The sequence below is a fragment of the Calothrix sp. NIES-2100 genome (assembly GCF_963875285.1).
Lineage (GTDB): Bacteria > Cyanobacteriota > Cyanobacteriia > Cyanobacteriales > Nostocaceae > Aulosira.
The window spans coordinates 3194533-3212946 of the sequence record NZ_CAWNLA010000001.1 but is presented as its reverse complement, the minus strand read 5'-3'; the positions used below and the strand labels follow the sequence as shown (position 1 = coordinate 3212946).

The window sequence follows — 18414 nt, the reverse complement described above, 5'->3', positions numbered from 1 at the left end:
ATTGGTTAGTTGTCAGTTGTCAAATTTCAACCGTTAACTGTCAACTGTCAACTGTCAACTGTCAACCGTTAACAGTCAACAATCAACCGTCAACCGTCAACATTCAATGGATTTATCACCAAATACCTCAGAACAAAATTCTTTATTTCAAAATCTGGAAAAAATTCGCCGTCGCCAAGGTAAAGTGCGAGATACTCATATTACTCTCGCACATGGTAGCGGTGGTAAAGCCATGCGCGATTTAATTGACGATATTTTTGTCAAGAGTTTTGATAATCCGATTCTTTCCCAATTAGAAGACCAAGCTAGTTTTAATTTAGCCCATCTCATGCAACAAGGAGATAGACTAGCTTTTACCACAGATTCCTATGTTGTAGATCCGTTATTTTTTCCTGGTAGTGATATTGGCGAATTAGCTGTCAATGGCACAGTTAATGATTTAGTCGTAAGTGGTGCTAAACCTTTATATCTTACCTGTAGTGTTATCTTAGAAGAAGGATTAGCAACAGAAACTTTACGACGGGTAGCCGCTAGTATGCAAGCCGCTGCTAAAAAAGCAGATATTCAAATTGTGACTGGTGACACAAAAGTTGTCCATCGTGGTGCGGCTGATAAACTATTTATTAATACCGCTGGTATTGGTGTTATTCCTAAAGGAGTAGACATTTCTGCCCGGAAAATTCAACCAGGAGATGCAGTTATTATTAATGGTGAATTGGGCAATCATGGGGCAGCCATTTTAATTGCTAGGGGTGAATTAGCTTTAGATACTGATATTAAAAGTGACTGTCAACCATTGCACAGCTTAGTAGCAACTATCCTTAGGGTTTGTCCAGAAGTTCATGCGATGCGCGATGCAACACGCGGCGGTTTAGCTACAGTCTTAAATGAATTTGCTCTCAGTTCTAATGTGGGAATTCGCCTTGATGAAACATCTATCCCAGTGAGGGAAGAGGTTAAAGGAGTTTGCGAAATTCTCGGTTTAGATCCCTTATATTTAGCTAATGAAGGTAAGTTAGTAGTAGTACTACCTAGGAAATATGCCGAGGCTGTTTTAGCAGCGATGAAATCTCACCCGGCCGGAAAAGATGCGGCAATTATTGGGGAAGCGATCGCTTCGCCGACTGGGGTGGTTTTATTAAAAACTCTGTTTAATTCTGAAAGAGTTGTTGATATGCTAGTCGGTGATCAACTGCCACGAATTTGTTAATAAATAAGTTGATAATTGCACCTACCTATATTACCAAACGTAAATGAGTTTTAACTCCTTACCAATGACAAATGACAAATGACAAATGACAGCCCTAGCCAGTATTTTCATTGGGACTACCTACTTATTTAATAGATATTTTGTATGCATGAACTAGGAATTACGCAAAATATTGTGGCGATTGTCAAAGAACATGCCAATGGCAATAAAGTCAGCCGAGTGTTATTAGAAATTGGCAAGCTATCAGCTATTATGCCTGATGCTATCCGGTTTTGTTTTGATATTTGCGCTCAAGGTACAGTTTTAGAAGGGGCAAAGTTAGAAATTTTAGAAATTCCTGGTTTGGCAGAATGTCGCCAATGTGGTGCAAAAATTCCTTTAGAAAAACCCTTTGGCATTTGCCAATGTGGTAGTGTGCAATTGAATTTAATCACTGGTGAAGAACTCAAAATTAAAGAAATCGAAATAGAGGAAATATGTGTGTAACTTGCGGTTGTTCTGAGGATGGAGAAAGCAAAGTCACTAATCTGACAACTGGTGAAGTTGATCATCATCACCACCATGATCATACTCACACTCACACTTTGGCTGATGGGACTGTAATGACTCATGCTCATAATCATGATGAGCATTCAGAGGCATCACAAATTCATGCCAAAATGCATGGCACAACAATATCATTAGAACAAGATATTTTAACAAAAAATAATTTACTAGCTGCCCAAAATCGGGGTTGGTTTAAAGGTAGAAATATCCTGGCTTTAAATTTAATGAGTTCTCCCGGTGCAGGGAAAACTACATTATTAACGCGCACGATTCATGATTTAAAATCTCAGATATCTATTAGTGTAATTGAAGGCGACCAAGAAACAACTAATGATGCGCAAAAAATTCAAGAGACAGGCTGTAAAGTTGTGCAAATTAACACAGGTACAGGCTGTCATTTAGATGCATCAATGATTGAAAGAGGTTTACAACAACTCAACCCGCCGTTAAATTCAGTGGTGATGATTGAGAATGTGGGTAACTTGGTTTGTCCCGCTTTATTTGATTTGGGAGAACAGGCGAAAGTTGTAATTCTTTCTGTGACGGAAGGGGAAGATAAGCCAATCAAATATCCCCATATGTTTCGTGCTAGTCAGGTGATGATTCTCACGAAAATTGATTTGCTACCTTATGTGCAATTTGATGTGCAAAAATGCATACAATATGCACGCCAGGTTAATCCAGATATACAAATTTTTCAAGTTTCATCTACTACAGGTGCTGGGTTGGATAGTTGGTATTCTTGGCTATCGCAAAAGGTTGGAGATTTGCAAACTCTTGTTAATGTATGAGGAACTTACAATTACAAAAATCTCCAATTTTTAGGGTTGTAGAGTGATGAATTGTCGTGATGGGCGGGGTTTCCCCGCCCCTACGGGGGTATTTTTGTTTGAAATTGGTATGATTGGCTGCTAGATCAACAAATTTGTTGTGAGTTGTCATATTCTAGCATTAAGAAAAAATGAAGCTGTTATTTACTGCACTGGCTATTACTTCAACTATCTTATTAACTCAAGGTTGCGCTTCAGTTGTTCAATCTACTGACAATTCAAAATCTGATCATCACAATCATTCTGATGGATCAAATAACCACGATCATCATGGAGGCCATTCCGAGTTAGAATCGGCTTCTACTATTGCCAAATTAACATTATCAGGCAAGATTGCTGCTAACACTCCTGTACCTTTAGTGATTGATGTTAAAGATAAGAATGGTCAGGCGATCGCATATTTTGATAAATTCCAAGAACAATTAATGCATCTCATCATTGTTGGTGATAATCTTGATACCTTCAATCATATCCATCCTACTTACAAAGGCAATGGACGCTTTGAAGTTCAAACTAGTTTTCCCCATCCAGGTAATTACACGCTGTTCAGTGATTACAAGCCAGCCGGCAAGGCTGAAGAAGTTTCTCTATTAAAAGCACAAGTTCCCGGTGAAGCGCCAAATACGCCGAAAATTGACTTTTCTAGCACTAATACTTTTGGTAATACTCTGGCTAATCTCAAGTTTTCCCAACCTACTTTAAAGGCTGGACAAGAAGTAAATGTAATTTTTAATTTACAAGATGCTGCTACTAAGCAACCAATTAAAGATTTGCAGCCTTATTTAGGCGAAAGAGGACATTTAGTTATTATCAAACGCACAAAATCATTAACACGAGCAGATTATATTCATGCTCATGCTTTGAAAGATACCCCAGATGGCGAGGTTAATTTTATCACTAATTTTCCGCAACGAGGAGATTACAAACTCTGGGGACAGTTTAATCGTAATGGCAAAATTATTACTGCTGAATTTTGGGTGACTGTGCAATAGTGAAAAATTAGATTCCCGACTTCGTAAAAGTTGTCGGGAATCTGGAAGTATCTGATATTAATTGCTGGAGACTTCTATCCCATTACTATATACATGAGGATCGACGGAAACGATCGCATCAAAGAATTCCTGATTATGTAAATCCTTAAAACCCTGAGTGTTTTTCATCGCCGCCAGCTGTTGTGTAGTTTCCCAATTAGCGATCGCGGTAACTCTTGTGCCATCATCGCTCTTGAGTAATTTAGCAGCAATAAATCCCGGTTGATGCTTGACAACCTCGAAATAAAGTTTCTGGATGTTTTTCAGCGCTTGTTCCTGCTTTTCTGGAAGGACGGTAAAAACATTGACAACAGTAATCATGATAGTCAGTAGTTACTAGTTTATAGTTTGGCTCTCCCTGGGCTAAAAGGCGCAGTAATTATGGCAATTTGTGGCGAATACACCTAAATTTTGGCTTTTTCGCTCACTATTCTCCTTGGTATGTGCCAACTGTTTTATCCTAGCTTGGGCAAGCCACCTCCAGAATATCAACTGAAGGCTGAAGTCTGTAGGACGAAGTCCTTCCCGTTCGCGTAGCGTCTCGTAGAGAAGGGTAGTATAAAATGACTCCACCCACAAAGCGAAAAGTCGAGGTAGTACGTCTACATCCTTTTTTGCTCAATCAATTTGGATGACAACTTTGCCAAAATGAGCGCCACTTTTGAGGTAATTGTATGCTGCTTTGGCTTCGGAAAATGGAAAAACTCGATCAATCACTGGCTGTAATTTATACTCTTGTATCGCGTGATTCATCGCCTCAAACATTTTGCGACTGCCAACATAAATGCCTTGCAGTGTTATGCTTTTGAAGAGTATGGGCATGGGGTCAATCACATCTCCTCTACCTGATAGCACCCCAATTAAGCTGACACGTCCCCCAATTCGGACTGCTTGTAAAGATTTTGGTAAAGTACCTGTACCACCTACTTCTACTACATGATCTACACCTGTGCGATTAGTCAGTTCGTAGACTTTCTTTTCCCAATCTGGCGTTAATTTGTAATTAATTGTCTCGTCTGCACCCAAATTTTTCGCTCTTGCTAATTTCTCATCACTGCTAGAAGTGAGGATAACTCTAGCACCGTATAATTTTGCAAATAACAGCGCAAAAGTAGATACTCCTCCTGTACCGAGCAATAATACACTGTTACCTTCAGTAATATTACCTTTGCTCACCAGTGCGTGCCAAGCTGTGACTGCTGCACAGGGTAAAGTTGCTCCTTCTACATAGGAGAGATGGTCAGGTAATATTACTACACCCTCTTGGAGTAAAACTACATACTCAGCCAACATCCCATCGATACCACCGCCTAAATCAGATTTCATTGACTCTCTGGTTAAAGCGCCAGCAATCCAGTCTTGGAAGAAAATACCAGCGACGCGATCGCCTACTTTCACCCTGGTGACACCTTCCCCCACCGCTACAACTTCCCCAGCACCGTCAGATAGGGGAATTAAGGGATATTTTACACCCGAACCGTAAGCCCCAACAGCCACCAGCAAGTCACGGTAATTCAGAGATACAGCTTTAACTTTGATGAGAACTTGTCCCACACTTGGTTGAGGTTGGGGGCGTGAGCTTAATGTCAGTGCATCAATTCCAGTATTACTTGACAGTACGTAAGCTTTCATGAAATTGCTCCTAGGCGAACAAAACAACAAAAAACCTAAAATTTGGCAAATTTCGCCTAATCACCAGAAATAGGCCTGTAGATAAACATGATGGCTTAAGTACAATCTAAAACTACAATTTCCAGTATGAATATTTCTTATAAAATATATCCGGAAAACTCTTGGAAATTTTTTCTTTGGAGTCAGCGGCTTTATCCTTCGTCTTGAAGACTAAAGTCAGAACTACGAACTTAAAATAATCTGCGAGTTGCTTAAGTCTTGAGTTAATTTTAGCTGTAAGAGGTTGTTTGAAAAGTCAAGCCGAGGTATTGCTATACGAACAAAACCTGCTTACCCTTCAAGTAAACAGGTTTGGCTTTTAGCCAGGGGCGTTTTTGCACATTTGGGATACTCAAAGCCGGAGAGGGAAGTTAGGGGACTTCCAAGTAAAAAAATATTCCATTGCTATTGTTCACTGTTGACGGTTGACGGTTGACGGTTGACTGTTAACTTTGAACAGTCAACCATCAACGACTTTAACAGCCGCTACGGGTCGGGTTTCATCCCCTGCTTAAAAGCGAGGGGTTCTCACCCTCCCGCACTATTTTTGATAGTTATTGCACTTGGTTGGGGAAAGCACCAGGTTGCACAGCTAAGTTGACATTCTGGCCATTGCGACGTAACTCTAGGCGCACCTCACCACCAATTTGGCTATTATCAACAGCTTGTTGGATACTGCTAGCGTCGGTGACTGCTTGACCATTGAGTTTTTGGATCACATCACCAGCACGAATTCCCGCTTTAGCTGCGGGAGAATTCGGTACTACTTTCACGACTAATACACCTTTATCTTCCTGAACACTCAAACCACTATTAGGATCTGAGTTAATGTTTTGCTTTAATTCAGGTGTCAAGCCCACCATTTGAATTCCTAAATAAGGATGTTGCGCTTTACCTGTAGTCGCCAGCTGATCAGAAATCCGTTGTACTGTGTTGATAGGGATAGAAAAGCCCAAGCCTTGCGCACCCTGGATAATAGCTGTATTCATACCAATTACTTCACCACGGGCATTAAGTAAAGGCCCACCAGAATTACCAGGGTTAATGGCTGCGTCAGTTTGAATAAATTGCACTCGTTTATCAGGCGCACCAATTTGATTGCTACTCCGTCCAGTAGCGCTGATAATCCCGGTGGTAACAGTATTATCTAATCCCAAGGGGTTACCGATCGCGATCGCCCATTGCCCTGGTTGCAGTTGCTCTGAGTTCCCTATAGTTACTGTTGGTAAATTCTCTGCCTGAATTTTTACCACAGCCACATCTGTTAACTCATCTTTGCCCAACACCTTACCTTGAAAACTGCGCCCATCCTTGAGGATCACTGTCACCGTATCAGCACCGTCAACGACGTGGGCATTAGTCAAAATCCGACCATCTTTACCGATGATAAACCCTGAACCCGTACCCCTTTGTACCTGATTTTGTTGTGGTGGTAGTTGGGAACCAAAGAAACGCCGGAAAAATGGATCGTTAAATTCGTCTGGTATTTGAGTTTTAACTGTGCGGGAAGAGTTAATTCGCACCACAGCAGGGCCGACCCTTTGTACCACCTCTGTAATAAAGTTAGGGTCTGTGGCTGCTGGTAATGGAGGTGCCGCATTTACTGGGCTAACTGCCAAATTCGATGCAGTCTGAGATAGCTTTTGAGGGTGTCCCGCTAAATAACCACCTGCCAATGTCATCCCAGATCCCAGCAGCACCAGCGATACAGAGGCAGCTGCCTTTTTCCAGGGTGCATAATTATGGTGTTTAGCGCTATCAGTATTCAATGAATTGTAGTTTGTGAGCTTTTCTCCGTCCCGTGGTTGGTTTTGCATTTGCTATCTGGAAGGATATTTTAGATGTACTACTAATATAGATAACCTTTTTGAAGCTTTTGTTGCAGGACTATTGCGCTGGTGTGAAACGCCTCTTTATGGTAAGCCCAGCTATCCGTGTTTTTACGCCATTGCCGCAACTCAGTATTCACCTCTAGCTTTTTTTGCACTAAAGTTAAGTCGGCAAAATAAAGCCAAACTATGTATCGCTTTCATCCAGGTCAAAATTAACCCGCTCATAAATATCCCGTAAGGAAATCTGGAAATTAACAGAATCCATTCCTAAAACTGCCGCTTCCCCTTCATACTCCCTAAAAATCCATTGACCTTCGGTTTGTTTAGCAAATTGTTCAATTGCAAAACTATACTGGTCAATCAAAATATATTCTTGAAATCCAGAAATTGAACGATAATATTTAAACTTGTCGGTTTTGTCATAATTCTTAGTTGAATTTGATAAAACTTCAACTATTAATAATGGGTTAATAATAATTGTTGTACTAGTTCCCTCGTAGATAGGTTTACCTTTAACAACCATCACATCAGGATAAGTGTAGATTTGATAATGAGGTATCGATAGCTTCACATCACCCATGTATATTTCATAATCTTCCTGTTGAATTGTCAAAGGGAATTTTCTACAAAAATTCAGAGCAATTTTATTGTGGTTAGTTGTACCACCTGCCATTGGCAAAATTTCTCCTCTTCTATATTCACTTTTATATTCAGTTTTTTCTTCTAATTCCAAATACTCCTCTGGAGTATAATGGCGTTTCTCTATTTGTAAAACCATATTCCTGACCTTTATTAACCAAATTATTTCCGAATAATTCAGTTTTTAGTTGTATTAATTCTAGCGACTTCGAGCGTCTGCTCCTTGTTTTCTCTGCTTCGCCGAAAATCCACTACAAAATCACAATTTTTATCCGCAACTATTGCTCTCTGTGCCCTCTGCACCTCTGTGGTTAATAACTTTTTAACCGCAGAGGCACAGAGAACACACAGAAGGGATTGTTCTACCGAGGGTTCAGATCCCCGACTTCTTCAAGAAGTCGGGGATCTCTCAGCCCAGCAAAATTAATGGGACAGACTACTAGCCCCTAGCCGATGACAAAATTCACCAACTTCCCAGGTACTACAATTACCTTTTTAATCTCTTTCCCCTCAATATAACGTTGAGCAACTTCTGATTCTCTGGCATATTTCTCTAAATCGGCTTTATCTGCTTGCGATGGTACTTGAATTGCACCGCGAGTTTTGCCCATGACTTGAATCACCAAAGTAATTTCATCAGCTACTAAAGCCGCCGGATCAAAAGACGGCCAAGTTTGAGTATGAACAGAATCACTATTACCCAATAAATGCCACAATTCATCAGCGATGTGTGGAGCAAAGGGGGCTAGCATTACTACTAAAGTCTGAATCCCTTCCGTGAAAATTAGTGAATTTTTACTGCTGGTATCAGCAAGGGCATTACTCAACTTCATCAATTCAGAAATAGCTGTGTTGAATTGATATTCGTCTTCTACATCTTCTGTAACTGCTTGGATAGCTGTATGAATTGCCCGCCGTAATTCTTTCTCTGGTTTCGTTAAATTTGAGATATCAGCTGTCTTTTTCGATACTCCAGCGGCAATATAATCTGTTACCAAGCGCCAAACCCTGTTCAAAAAGCGGAATTGTCCCTCAACATCAGCTTCATCCCATTCCAAATCTTTTTCTGGTGGCGCTTTAAACAAGATGAACATCCGCGCTGTGTCTATACCATATTTGCTAATTACGTCTTCTGGTGCGACACCATTACCTTTTGACTTGGACATGGTGGCGTACAGACGTTGTAATGCTTCCCCTGTCTGAGGATCTCGTGGATTGGCAGGATCAACTAAATGGGAGGGAATCCATTTATCTTTCCCGCCCTTATTAGGATTCATGTAAGTTAAACCCTGTACCATTCCTTGAGTCAACAGGCGTTGAAAAGGTTCGTCAAAGTTCAACAAACCTCTGTCACGCAGCACTTTAGTAAAGAAGCGCGAATATAACAAATGCAAAATCGCGTGTTCAATCCCACCCACGTACTGATCAACTGCCATCCAGTCATTGGTTTTACTGGACTCAAAAACCTGCTGTTCATTCTTCGCGTCAGTAAACCGTAAGAAATACCACGAGGAATCAATAAAGGTATCCATCGTGTCGGTTTCCCGCTTAGCTGGAGTGCCACAAGTTGGACATGGCACATTTACCCAGCTTTCTAACTGAGTCAAAGGTGAACCACCACGTCCAGTAAATTCCACTTCTTCTGGTAACTCAACTGGTAAATCCTTGTCTGGAACTGGGACTATGCCACAGTTTGGGCAGTGAATCACGGGTATTGGTGCGCCCCAGTACCGTTGCCGAGAAATCAACCAATCCCGTAAGCGATATTGTACCCGTGCTTTGCCAAAACCTTGTTGTGCGGCATATTCAACTATTGCTTGTTTGGCATCTGTGGAAGCCATGCCACTAAAATGACCGGAATTAATTAAAATTCCTGGTTCTGTGTATGCTTCGTTGTATTCAACCTGGATGATGTTGGAAACTTCACCGTTTTCATCGGGAATTGTGGCACTAAAATCTTTATCTGCAACTGCCTCTGGTTCGACAATGACAAACTCAATCGGCAAATTATATTTATTGGCAAACTTGAAATCTCGGGCATCGTGGGCAGGCACACCCATTACTGCCCCTGTACCATATTCATACAGTACATAGTCAGCAATCCAGATGGGCAGTTCTTCCCCGGTAAACGGGTTAATTGCCTTACCACCTGTGGGGATACCTCGTTTGGGTTTGTCTTCAGCAGTCCGTTCCAATTCACTTTGATTGGCAACTTCTTGAATAAAAGCTTCTACTACTGCTTGCTGTTGTTTTTCGGTAACACGCTTTGTTAAGGGATGTTCTGGTGCTAATACCAAGTAGCTCACACCATAAACTGTATCTGGGCGTGTAGTGTAAACGCTAATTTTTTCATCCAAGCCAACAATGGGAAATTCCAGGTATGCGCCTGTTGATTTGCCAATCCAGTTAGCTTGCATCAATTTGACTCGTTCTGGCCAACCTGTCAATTTATCCAAGTCATTGAGTAATTCTTCGGCGTAGTCTGTAATTTTGAAAAACCACTGCCGTAATAATTTACGCTCAACTTTAGCACCGCTGCGCCAGGAACGTCCTTCGTTATCAACTTGCTCGTTTGCTAATACTGTTTGATCGATGGGGTCCCAGTTAACTGCTGCTTCTTTTTGGTAAGCTAACCCCGCTTGCAAAAACTGCAAGAAAATCCATTGTGTCCACTTGTAATAGTCTGGTGAACAGGTAGCTAATTCGCTGTCCCAGTCAATGGACAAGCCAAGACGCTGCAATTGCAGCCGCATCTGGGCAATATTTTGATAAGTCCACTTGGCTGGTGGTACACCACGATCAATCGCGGCGTTTTCTGCTGGTAAGCCAAAAGCATCCCAACCCATTGGGTGCAGTACCCGGTAACCTTGCATTCGCTTGAGGCGAGCAATCACATCAGTAATTGTATAATTACGAACGTGACCCATGTGTAGGCTGCCCGATGGGTAAGGGAACATGGATAAAGCGTAGAATTTTGGCTTGGCTGTATCTGTAGGTGTCTTATCTAAGCCAAGTTCAGCCCATGTTTGCTGCCATTTTTCCTCAATCGCTGCTGGGGTATATCGGGAATCCACCAAAAAATGCTCCTACTGGAATCTTTGTCTGTATCTGCCTCCATAATTGTAATGGTAGGCAAACAAATTCAGTTGGTTAAAATAAGTTATGACTGAATTAAAAATAAAATCTTCTGGTCAAGTGCGTATTTTTGTCTACGGCACGCTCAAACCAGGTGAAGTCAATTATAAAAGATATTGTGCGGCTCAGGTGATAGATACCAAAAGAGCGATCGCTCCAGGTAAACTGTTTGCGATGCCAATGGGTTATCCAGCCATGACAATTGAAAATAGCCAAGTTCATGGATATTTACTTTCATTTGCTGACCCAGGAATTTTAAGTCAGCTAGATGAACTCGAAGATTACCACCCCCATAGAAACATGTCAGAAAATCTCTATAACCGTCAGCAAATTAAGATCCACGATTTGCAGGGACTATCCTTGGGGTTGGCTTGGGTTTACTTTATGTCTCCACAAAGAGTTCGCCAATTAGGAGGTGTCCCTCAACCTGATGGCTGGTGGAGTGGCTGCGGTTTGACAGCCAGCGAATTGCAGTTATGATGGGTTAATGAACTATTAACTGGGAAATTAGTTAATGTTCTGTTCCCAATCTCCCTGTTTAGGCTTTTGATGATGGGTTGGCTTAGGCGGAGAAGTTACTGCTGCTTTCGGAATTTCCACTACTGGTTTATTTAAAGTCACCATCAGTGGTGATACAGGCACAGCAGCAGGCTCTTTTGTTTGTTGTACTGGTTCTATTCGTTGTTGCGCCAGTTGTAGGGACTTATCCCCACCAGGAATAATACCTGCTAGTGAGCCAATGACACAAGCAGCAACGGCAGCGCCTCCAAATGCCCAAGCTAGCTGGGAACGACGACGTAAACGTGCCATCACATGCTGGACTGTTTTTTCTAGGGGCTGTTCGGAGGCTGGTACAGGCATACCCTGCAAGCCTTGCCTTAGCTTTAACAATCGAGCATACAAGCATTTGACGGAGGCATCGTTTGCCAGCCATTCTTCTACTTGTCTACGTTCAGCGGCTGTTACCTCTCCATCGAGGTAAGCACTCAATAACTCGAAGCGATCGCGCTTCACCATATCTTCCATAGCACCCGTTGATTCATTGGTATGCTTTGCCATTCCATCTGCTAAATCTTGAGAAATTTGCCAGCGAGAACGGTCGTAAAACTGAGAATCAGTAGTCATCTTAACATTATTACCAATTCATACACGGGTAAAGACGGGGAATATTTTTGAGAAATTCATCGATTCTCTTCCTAATGACAGACTCTCTTTAAGACTTCTACACAATTAGTAACAATTATTAATTAATGCTTAAATTCTGCCCAGGGGCAGCAGATAGATTCTGTAGATTAAGAGTCTAGGTAATTTTGCAACTGGGCTTGCAATCTGGATCTAGCTCTAGCGATTCTTGACTTCACTGTTCCTAAAGAAACGCCAGTGATTTCGGCAATTTCTTCATATGCCATACCTTCGATTTCTCTGAGAACAATGGTAGTGCGGAACACTTCTGGTAAATCAGCGATCGCTTCTCGCAGTTGTTCGTAAAATTCCCTCGTGGTCAGTTCTTCCTCAGGGCCTGGAGTATCTCCAGCAATTTCCCAATCCATCTCACCATCATCTACCGAGCGGGGAGCATCCAGTGATAAGGGGCTAACAACTCGCTTGCGTTTGCGCAACTCGTCGTAAAACAAGTTGGTAGCAATGCGGCTTAACCAGCCCCTAAACTTAGCTGGTTCTTGTAATCGGTTAATATTCCGATAGACTCGAATCCAAACTTCTTGAGCCAAATCAGCTCTGTCAGCCCAATCTGGTGCTAAGTGGTATAACACCCTATCGACCTGTGTCTGATAACGACGCAATAATTCCGCAAACGCAGCACGATCAGGACGCAGTCCAGTTTGACAGCGTAAAATTAAATCGTGATTAGAGAGTTTGTCAACTTGCACTGATGCTTCCGGAAACCCCGCATCAACCGTTGACCAGGATACAGTAATCGATTGACTCATAGATCGTACTGGCTGTAATTCATCCCTTACTATTAGACCTGTTAATTGGCTCTAAGTTCCTGAATCAGGGACGGATTTATGACTGGAACAATCAGGTATATAAGTTTGAGTCAAACTCTGGCAATGAAGTCAACTTTTTTTTGACTATAGATACTGCACAGCAAGCTTTTGAGCCATAGTGTACCAGATGCTAGAATTACAGCAATGTTACGTAAATCTGTGCTGCCACTAACATCTGGCACGATACGCTTGACATAAAGGGTAAAAATGGTTATAGCAGATCAGGGAAATTTGACAATTGTCAATAGTCAATAGTCAGTTGTCAGTTGTCATTGGGCATGGGGCATTGGGGAGGCAGTGCGTTGCTGGTTTCCAGTATTGTGCAAACTGCCGTCATTGGGCATTGAGAATTTCTTATTTATCTCCCTTGTCTCCCCTGCTCCCCTGCTCCCTTGCTCCCCTACTCCCTTGTCCCCTTCCGCGTCCCCATGTCTCCTTGTCAGAGCATCTGCTGTACTAGGCACAAACTCAGAATTCCTTTACGAGACGCTGTTGTAACTACTAGGACTGTTATTTATCTGGTCTTGTGACTAAAATTGTTGCTGATGTTTCTGTGTGCTGCTGATAAGTAGCACCAGTCTGTTCTTGATTGGGTACACGCACTTGCAAAAAGAAATTAAGGGAAAATGTAATCGTGACTGCTAGCAATAGTTTTTCAAACATGGTCTTACTCCCACCCACACCATTAATGATTGATTGCTGCACCCCAAGAGTTCCAAGTAATGAAGTTTCTTATTTAGAGTTATTCTTGCTGGGACTTCTGCATAGCCCTAGTGTGCCCAAAGGGATTAATAGATTCATAAGGGAACCAATAAGTATTGATAAATTTTTGATGAGTTAACGGTGAAGACAGCGAATTAGCCAACCGGATATGTCAGGGATCAACAAAAGGTGGTGGCAATGGTAAGAAATGAATCTGTAACGCGGATAATCATGTGGCTCTGTTTTGGGACAGCAATTTTATCTCTGGCTGTCCATTGGCGCGTTATGACAACAGGACAGCAGTTTGAGCAGCAAGCCTCCACGAAGACAAGCCATGAGAAGTCATCTCCAGGAGGCAGCTTCAGCGCTTTGGGAGCATCTGTACCCCCTGGTGAACGCAAACAGAGGATATCTACATCCCAATCCTCAGCAACAAAGCTTCATAATACTAAGTCGGGAACAGCCAGCAAAAATGTAGCTATAGCAACTGACGAGTCTCAAATAACGCCCTTAGTGTCGCCAGAAAAAAAACTCAACCCAACTAAGTCCTTTTTGCCGCAGTCGTTGTTACCTCAGGTTAGAGCTCAACTATTCAACACTGATAGGCAGATATCTAATACAAGGCAAGTGGTGGTTGATTTAAGCGATCGCCGCGCCTATGTTTACCATTCAGATGTTGTCATCGCCAGCTACCCAATTGCTGTGGGTAAGAAAGGGTGGGAAACGCCTACAGGTTCTTTTCAAGTGATGCACAAGCAACACAATCCTATATGGCGTCATCCGATTACTGATAAAGTATTTGCTCCAGGTACTGATAGTCCTCTGGGAGACCGATGGATTGGTTTTTGGTCAGATGGACATAACGAAATTGGCTTTCACGGTACGCCAGATACCAACGTTATGGGAACTGCTATTTCTCATGGCTGTTTAAGAATGCGTAATCCTGATGTCCGATTGTTGTACCAGCAGGTAAGCGTGGGAACACCAGTGATAGTACGCGAATGATTTTTGTCAATAGTCAACGGTCATTGGTCAATGGTCATTGGTCATTTGACTATGCACTCTGGACTGTTGACTATGGACTATTGACTCTTGACTATTAAGATTGGGATTTTTGCTCAAACGTGGGGGCGTAGACTTGTAGTAAGTTACTAACTTGGCGTAACACTTCATTGCCAGTACTTTTGCCCAAGACTGGGGTTCTGTTGTCATTGGGTTGGTCAAGGTTACGACCAATGGCCTCACCTATTTGCTGGGCAATTAATTCTTGAAGTTCTGCCTTAGCCCTTTGGCGCTGGTAGTTAGCACCTTCTTCGGTAGTGGCGTATAGGGGCGGAAGACGGTTCAGCGCGTAAGCAGCTATATCCCCAACATCTAAGGAGCTTTCGCTAGTAGCTTCTATTTCTGCTACTCTGGCGATCGCTTCTGTGAGTACCAACTCTTCCATGACGTTAATGAATTGTTTGCGAGGTACCGCCACAACCTCGCCCGTCAGTAGCGCTCCCATTAGTCGATCTAACGCCATATACTCTTCTATGGAGAGTTCGGAGGCGTTATCACAGATGCGCCCAACTTCTGCTTCCATTGCTGGTGTCAGATAACCATCCTGGAGAGCTTGTTCTACAATTTTTTCAATACTCATAACGCTAATCATCTTTAAGCCACCGCAGCAAGGTAGGGACGGTACCAATCTAGTTTATTTTGCCTAATTATAGGCAAAATAATATACAAATGATGTACAGTCGTGATTAATTTTATCTCTGTTATTCAAAAACCTTGGTGCGCCAAGGTGTTGGATCAACAGATAGTCCATTGACATACAGACCCCAGTGTAAATGAGGTCCAGTGGAAGCTCCCGTTGCACCTACTGCGCCAATTACCTGACCAGCTTTGACAATATCGCCTTCTTTGACATTGATGCGACTTAGGTGCATGAAAATACTTGTTACTCCTTGACCGTGATCGATGCCAATTACATTACCGTGAACCCGGAACCCTTGAGATACTTTGCCAACCAAAGCTACTTTGCCTGCGGCTGGCGCAATTACGGGTGAACCCTCTGCACCAGCGTAGTCAACGCCACGATGATAATAATCATTGGCGAATTCACCATTATAGTAGCGGCGTACACCGTAAATTGTACTTATTCGTCCCTGATTTGGCTTCAAAAACGAACCGTTCCAATACTTTTGGGGAGTTTGTAGTGCTTTGAAAGCTGCCACGCGTTTGAGTTCAAACTCTGTGGCATCTACTCCGGCTTTTCCTGGCGGTAAATTAATCCGTTGTACGGGAAATTTGTGATTTCGTACCTGTACAGAGAGGTTTTGCACCTGACCATCGCCGGATACTTGGATAGTTCTAGTTCCAGGTTTTTCTAGGGGCGTGGTGGGGATAAAAGCCCGATATTGATTGGGTGCGATTTCAAATGCTGGGTAAGACTTATCGCCACTAACCACTGTTGGGTTATTACCATTCCCTGGATTATCTAGATTAATCACAACTGAGACAGTATCACCCAACTGGGGATTATTAGGATTTACCTGTACCTGCAATGCATCTACAGGCAGAGCCAAAGCGACGGGAAAGGCTGCAAACATCCCCATCAACAGATTTGTTGTACAGCGATTGGCTGTCAAACCTTTGATATTAAAACCAAGCAACTTTGTTTGATTATTATCAGTCCGATCCTTAATAGTCATAGAGCCACAAAAAACTTTACTTCTGTGGACAACAGACTAGCTTACTACGACTCATGTTTCCTCATGGAAGTAAATGTTCTGTAGAAAGATAAATCTCCTTAAATTGTTCAGAGACTAAACTCTAATTGCCTTTTTGTCAAGAATCGGGAACGTTAATTAATTTAGCTGTACGACTACCTCAGATGTACAAGAGGTAGGCTGAGGCTAAAGAGATCTAGGGAACAACGGGTAGTTTAACTGTCTTTTTTATTTTAATCTATTGATCTGTGGCAATTATTTTTATACTGTTACAAATTTTAGCTGAACCAGAAAAGCCAAAGGGGAAGTGCTAGTAGTAATCCCACAAAAGTTAAGGCTATACTGCTCGCCAATAAACTCCGATCTAATTCATAAACTTCTGCCAAAATCAGTACAGACAGTCCTGTAGGTGTTCCAGACATGAGTACTAGTACTAGACGTGGTTCACCAATCACACCTAAATATGTAGCACATATCCCGACCAACAGAGGCACAATCACAACTTTCAGCATACTGGCAACTAAAGCCATCTGGAAATTTTTCCAGCCCTTAATTGATTGCATCCGTAGACCGACGAGCAATAAAGCAAAGGCGATTACTACCCAGACAGCTTGTTCAAGCCCTGACTCAACTACTGCTGGCAATTTGATAAACTGAGTATTCAACCCTATAAAAAATGTCCACAAACTGGGGACTGTTACCAAATCTCGCAGCTGAATCCACCAATGGTTTTTGGTTTGTCTGTTGCCAAAATAGCTGGCAATGAGGACAGCAATCCCGTATGTGCCGACAACGTTGTTGGTTACACTAAATAATACTGCCCAGTCCATATTTGCTGGGCTAATCAGCACTTGCGCCAATGTTAAGCCGACGAAGCCTGTATTGCCTAAAATAGTCGCTAAAATAAAACTGCCTAAACTTGCCCGTGATGGGGAGTTAACATGAGATAAGGAACTCTTGCTAGGCAAATGTGAACTTACCTGTTCTGGTGGTTTTTTTCGGCTTGCTAAGGATTGTAGACCCCACCAAATTAACAATGCTAGAACCAGACTCACTAGTAATATGAGTACTGCGATCGCGGGTATGTTTCCCCCATGAGATAAATCAGTGTGACGTGCTAGAACGAAAAGTTGCAGGGGAACTCCTACCCAGTAGAGCATATACCCCAGTAATTTGAGAAAACTATCGGGGATAAACCGAGACAGTATCAGTCCTAGACCAATCCAGGTTAACAGAGGAGTATAAGCATGGAGCAGGTTTTCAATCATCTAGTCAATGGTCAATTGTCAATTGTCAATTGTCAGTTGTCATTGGTTATTGGTCAAGGTGAATTACTCTGGACTTTTGACTAGAGACTATGGACTCTGAGACTCTTGAGTTTTGGCTGTAATTTGCCGTCTTCGAGATGGACAATGCGATCGGCGATATCAAGGATACGGTTGTCATGGGTCACCATGAGGATGGTACAGCCTTGTTCTTTAGCCAATTTTTGCATGAGGTTGACCACATCTCGACCAGACTGACTATCAAGGGCTGCGGTAGGTTCATCAGCTAGGACAATTTTAGGATGACTAACTAAAGCACGGGCGATCGCTACTCGTTGTTTTTGCCCGCCTGAGAGTTGTTCGGGATAAGAATCTAGGCAATTTCCTAATCCTACCTGTTCTAGTATCTGGGTTGAGCGCAGGTGTATTTCTGGTAATTTAATCTGCTGATGTAGTTCCAAGCCCATTTTGACATTCTGAAGTACGGTCAAACTACCATGTAAATTATGAGCTTGGAAAATATAACCGTTACAGCGTCTCACTTCTAGTAGTTCCAAAGGACTAGCACCGCATAGTTCTCGTTCTAATACTCGCAAACTACCAAACTGAGCAGAACGCAAACCACCTACTAAAGTCAACAGTGTCGTCTTACCTGAACCAGATGGCCCAGTCATCATAATAATTTCACCACTGTTAATCTCTAGATTGATATTAAATAAAACTTGCTTGCGGAGTTGACCATGACCAAAGTAGTGGTCAAGATTTTTAATTGAGATGGGCATGGGGCATGGGGCATGGGGGACAAGGGGGACAAGGGAGATGAGGGG

General features: G+C 42.4%; 18 protein-coding genes. 6 read left to right on the top strand and 12 right to left on the bottom strand.

The annotated features are described in order from the left end of the window. Positions 1–106: 106 nt before the first annotated feature. The 4 genes from hypE to AACU32_RS13440 all read left to right on the top strand — a co-directional run bounded on the left by hypE (position 107) and on the right by AACU32_RS13440 (position 3578). Positions 107–1210, top strand: a complete 1104-nt coding sequence (gene hypE / locus AACU32_RS13455) for a hydrogenase expression/formation protein HypE (protein WP_096600216.1) — start codon at positions 107–109, stop codon at positions 1208–1210. A 144-nt stretch (positions 1211–1354) separates the two neighbouring features. Continuing rightward, on the top strand, positions 1355–1696 hold the full coding sequence (gene hypA / locus AACU32_RS13450; RefSeq protein ID WP_096600214.1) for a hydrogenase maturation nickel metallochaperone HypA: 342 nt from the start codon (positions 1355–1357) through the stop codon (positions 1694–1696). Further along, positions 1687–2547 carry a hydrogenase nickel incorporation protein HypB gene (gene hypB / locus AACU32_RS13445; protein ID WP_096600212.1) on the top strand — a complete coding sequence of 287 codons (861 nt, stop codon included), beginning with the start codon at positions 1687–1689 and terminating at the stop codon, positions 2545–2547. Before hypA ends, hypB begins: the two co-directional genes overlap by 10 nt. Before the next feature lie 170 nt (positions 2548–2717). Continuing rightward, complete coding sequence (locus AACU32_RS13440) at positions 2718–3578, top strand: hypothetical protein (protein WP_096600210.1); 861 nt, start codon at positions 2718–2720, stop codon at positions 3576–3578. A 57-nt stretch (positions 3579–3635) separates the two neighbouring features. On the opposite strand, the gene AACU32_RS13435 is transcribed toward AACU32_RS13440, so the two are convergent. From AACU32_RS13435 to leuS, 5 genes are all read right to left on the bottom strand, one after another. After that, on the bottom strand, positions 3636–3938 hold the full coding sequence (locus AACU32_RS13435; RefSeq protein WP_096600208.1) for an antibiotic biosynthesis monooxygenase family protein: 303 nt from the start codon (positions 3936–3938) through the stop codon (positions 3636–3638). A 297-nt stretch (positions 3939–4235) separates the two neighbouring features. Then, positions 4236–5249: a zinc-dependent alcohol dehydrogenase family protein gene (locus tag AACU32_RS13430; protein WP_096600206.1), complete on the bottom strand. Its 1014-nt coding sequence runs from the start codon at positions 5247–5249 to the stop codon at positions 4236–4238. 593 nt (positions 5250–5842) lie between these two features. Beyond that, positions 5843–7105, bottom strand: coding sequence for an HhoA/HhoB/HtrA family serine endopeptidase (locus AACU32_RS13425; RefSeq protein WP_096600204.1), 1263 nt, complete (start codon positions 7103–7105; stop codon positions 5843–5845). A 199-nt stretch (positions 7106–7304) separates the two neighbouring features. Beyond that, a complete protein-coding gene (locus AACU32_RS13420; RefSeq protein WP_096600202.1) occupies positions 7305–7898 on the bottom strand; it encodes a Uma2 family endonuclease in 594 nt (197 codons plus the stop codon). A gap of 307 nt (positions 7899–8205) precedes the next feature. Beyond that, positions 8206–10833, bottom strand: coding sequence for a leucine--tRNA ligase (gene leuS, locus AACU32_RS13415; RefSeq protein ID WP_096600200.1), 2628 nt, complete (start codon positions 10831–10833; stop codon positions 8206–8208). Positions 10834–10921: 88 nt separating this feature from the next. Here leuS and AACU32_RS13410 point away from each other — a divergent pair, with 88 nt between their 5' ends. Then, a complete protein-coding gene (locus AACU32_RS13410) occupies positions 10922–11374 on the top strand; it encodes a gamma-glutamylcyclotransferase family protein (protein WP_096600198.1) in 453 nt (150 codons plus the stop codon). Positions 11375–11401: 27 nt separating this feature from the next. Here the strand turns inward: AACU32_RS13410 and AACU32_RS13405 are convergent, their stop codons facing one another. The 3 genes from AACU32_RS13405 to AACU32_RS13395 form a co-directional block, all read right to left on the bottom strand. After that, positions 11402–12019, bottom strand: coding sequence for an anti-sigma factor family protein (locus tag AACU32_RS13405; protein WP_096600196.1), 618 nt, complete (start codon positions 12017–12019; stop codon positions 11402–11404). 167 nt (positions 12020–12186) lie between these two features. Next, positions 12187–12843, bottom strand: a complete 657-nt coding sequence (locus tag AACU32_RS13400) for a sigma-70 family RNA polymerase sigma factor (RefSeq protein WP_096600194.1) — start codon at positions 12841–12843, stop codon at positions 12187–12189. Between the two features lie 570 nt (positions 12844–13413). Next, complete coding sequence (locus AACU32_RS13395; protein ID WP_339377855.1) at positions 13414–13566, bottom strand: hypothetical protein; 153 nt, start codon at positions 13564–13566, stop codon at positions 13414–13416. A 237-nt stretch (positions 13567–13803) separates the two neighbouring features. Here AACU32_RS13395 and AACU32_RS13390 point away from each other — a divergent pair, with 237 nt between their 5' ends. After that, the gene (locus AACU32_RS13390; protein WP_339377854.1) at positions 13804–14610 is read left to right on the top strand and encodes a L,D-transpeptidase; all 807 of its coding nucleotides are present in this window, start codon (positions 13804–13806) and stop codon (positions 14608–14610) included. Between the two features lie 94 nt (positions 14611–14704). Here the strand turns inward: AACU32_RS13390 and AACU32_RS13385 are convergent, their stop codons facing one another. The 4 genes from AACU32_RS13385 to AACU32_RS13370 all read right to left on the bottom strand — a co-directional run bounded on the left by AACU32_RS13385 (position 14705) and on the right by AACU32_RS13370 (position 18369). Beyond that, positions 14705–15247 (bottom strand): late competence development ComFB family protein, encoded by a 543-nt coding sequence (locus tag AACU32_RS13385; RefSeq protein ID WP_096607985.1) that lies wholly within the window; start codon positions 15245–15247, stop codon positions 14705–14707. A gap of 121 nt (positions 15248–15368) precedes the next feature. Next, entirely contained in the window at positions 15369–16304 is a 936-nt protein-coding gene (locus AACU32_RS13380; protein ID WP_096600188.1) for a M23 family metallopeptidase, read from the bottom strand. Positions 16305–16600: 296 nt separating this feature from the next. Next, the gene (locus AACU32_RS13375) at positions 16601–17590 is read right to left on the bottom strand and encodes an AEC family transporter (RefSeq protein WP_096600186.1); all 990 of its coding nucleotides are present in this window, start codon (positions 17588–17590) and stop codon (positions 16601–16603) included. Positions 17591–17670: 80 nt separating this feature from the next. After that, positions 17671–18369: a DevA family ABC transporter ATP-binding protein gene (locus AACU32_RS13370; RefSeq protein ID WP_096600184.1), complete on the bottom strand. Its 699-nt coding sequence runs from the start codon at positions 18367–18369 to the stop codon at positions 17671–17673. Positions 18370–18414: the final 45 nt, after the last annotated feature.

Excerpts from the sequence above, each read along its gene's own strand:
- hypE (WP_096600216.1), top strand. The coding sequence starts at position 107 with ATGGATTTATCACCAAATACCTCAGAACAAAATTCTTTATTTCAAAAT.
- hypA (WP_096600214.1), top strand. The coding sequence starts at position 1,355 with ATGCATGAACTAGGAATTACGCAAAATATTGTGGCGATTGTCAAAGAA.
- hypB (WP_096600212.1), top strand. The coding sequence starts at position 1,687 with ATGTGTGTAACTTGCGGTTGTTCTGAGGATGGAGAAAGCAAAGTCACT.
- AACU32_RS13440 (WP_096600210.1), top strand. The coding sequence starts at position 2,718 with ATGAAGCTGTTATTTACTGCACTGGCTATTACTTCAACTATCTTATTA.
- AACU32_RS13435 (WP_096600208.1), bottom strand. The coding sequence starts at position 3,938 with ATGATTACTGTTGTCAATGTTTTTACCGTCCTTCCAGAAAAGCAGGAA.
- AACU32_RS13430 (WP_096600206.1), bottom strand. The coding sequence starts at position 5,249 with ATGAAAGCTTACGTACTGTCAAGTAATACTGGAATTGATGCACTGACA.
- AACU32_RS13425 (WP_096600204.1), bottom strand. The coding sequence starts at position 7,105 with ATGCAAAACCAACCACGGGACGGAGAAAAGCTCACAAACTACAATTCA.
- AACU32_RS13420 (WP_096600202.1), bottom strand. The coding sequence starts at position 7,898 with ATGGTTTTACAAATAGAGAAACGCCATTATACTCCAGAGGAGTATTTG.
- AACU32_RS13410 (WP_096600198.1), top strand. The coding sequence starts at position 10,922 with ATGACTGAATTAAAAATAAAATCTTCTGGTCAAGTGCGTATTTTTGTC.
- AACU32_RS13405 (WP_096600196.1), bottom strand. The coding sequence starts at position 12,019 with ATGACTACTGATTCTCAGTTTTACGACCGTTCTCGCTGGCAAATTTCT.
- AACU32_RS13400 (WP_096600194.1), bottom strand. The coding sequence starts at position 12,843 with ATGAGTCAATCGATTACTGTATCCTGGTCAACGGTTGATGCGGGGTTT.
- AACU32_RS13395 (WP_339377855.1), bottom strand. The coding sequence starts at position 13,566 with ATGTTTGAAAAACTATTGCTAGCAGTCACGATTACATTTTCCCTTAAT.
- AACU32_RS13390 (WP_339377854.1), top strand. The coding sequence starts at position 13,804 with ATGGTAAGAAATGAATCTGTAACGCGGATAATCATGTGGCTCTGTTTT.
- AACU32_RS13385 (WP_096607985.1), bottom strand. The coding sequence starts at position 15,247 with ATGAGTATTGAAAAAATTGTAGAACAAGCTCTCCAGGATGGTTATCTG.
- AACU32_RS13380 (WP_096600188.1), bottom strand. The coding sequence starts at position 16,304 with ATGACTATTAAGGATCGGACTGATAATAATCAAACAAAGTTGCTTGGT.
- AACU32_RS13375 (WP_096600186.1), bottom strand. The coding sequence starts at position 17,590 with ATGATTGAAAACCTGCTCCATGCTTATACTCCTCTGTTAACCTGGATT.
- AACU32_RS13370 (WP_096600184.1), bottom strand. The coding sequence starts at position 18,369 with ATGCCCATCTCAATTAAAAATCTTGACCACTACTTTGGTCATGGTCAA.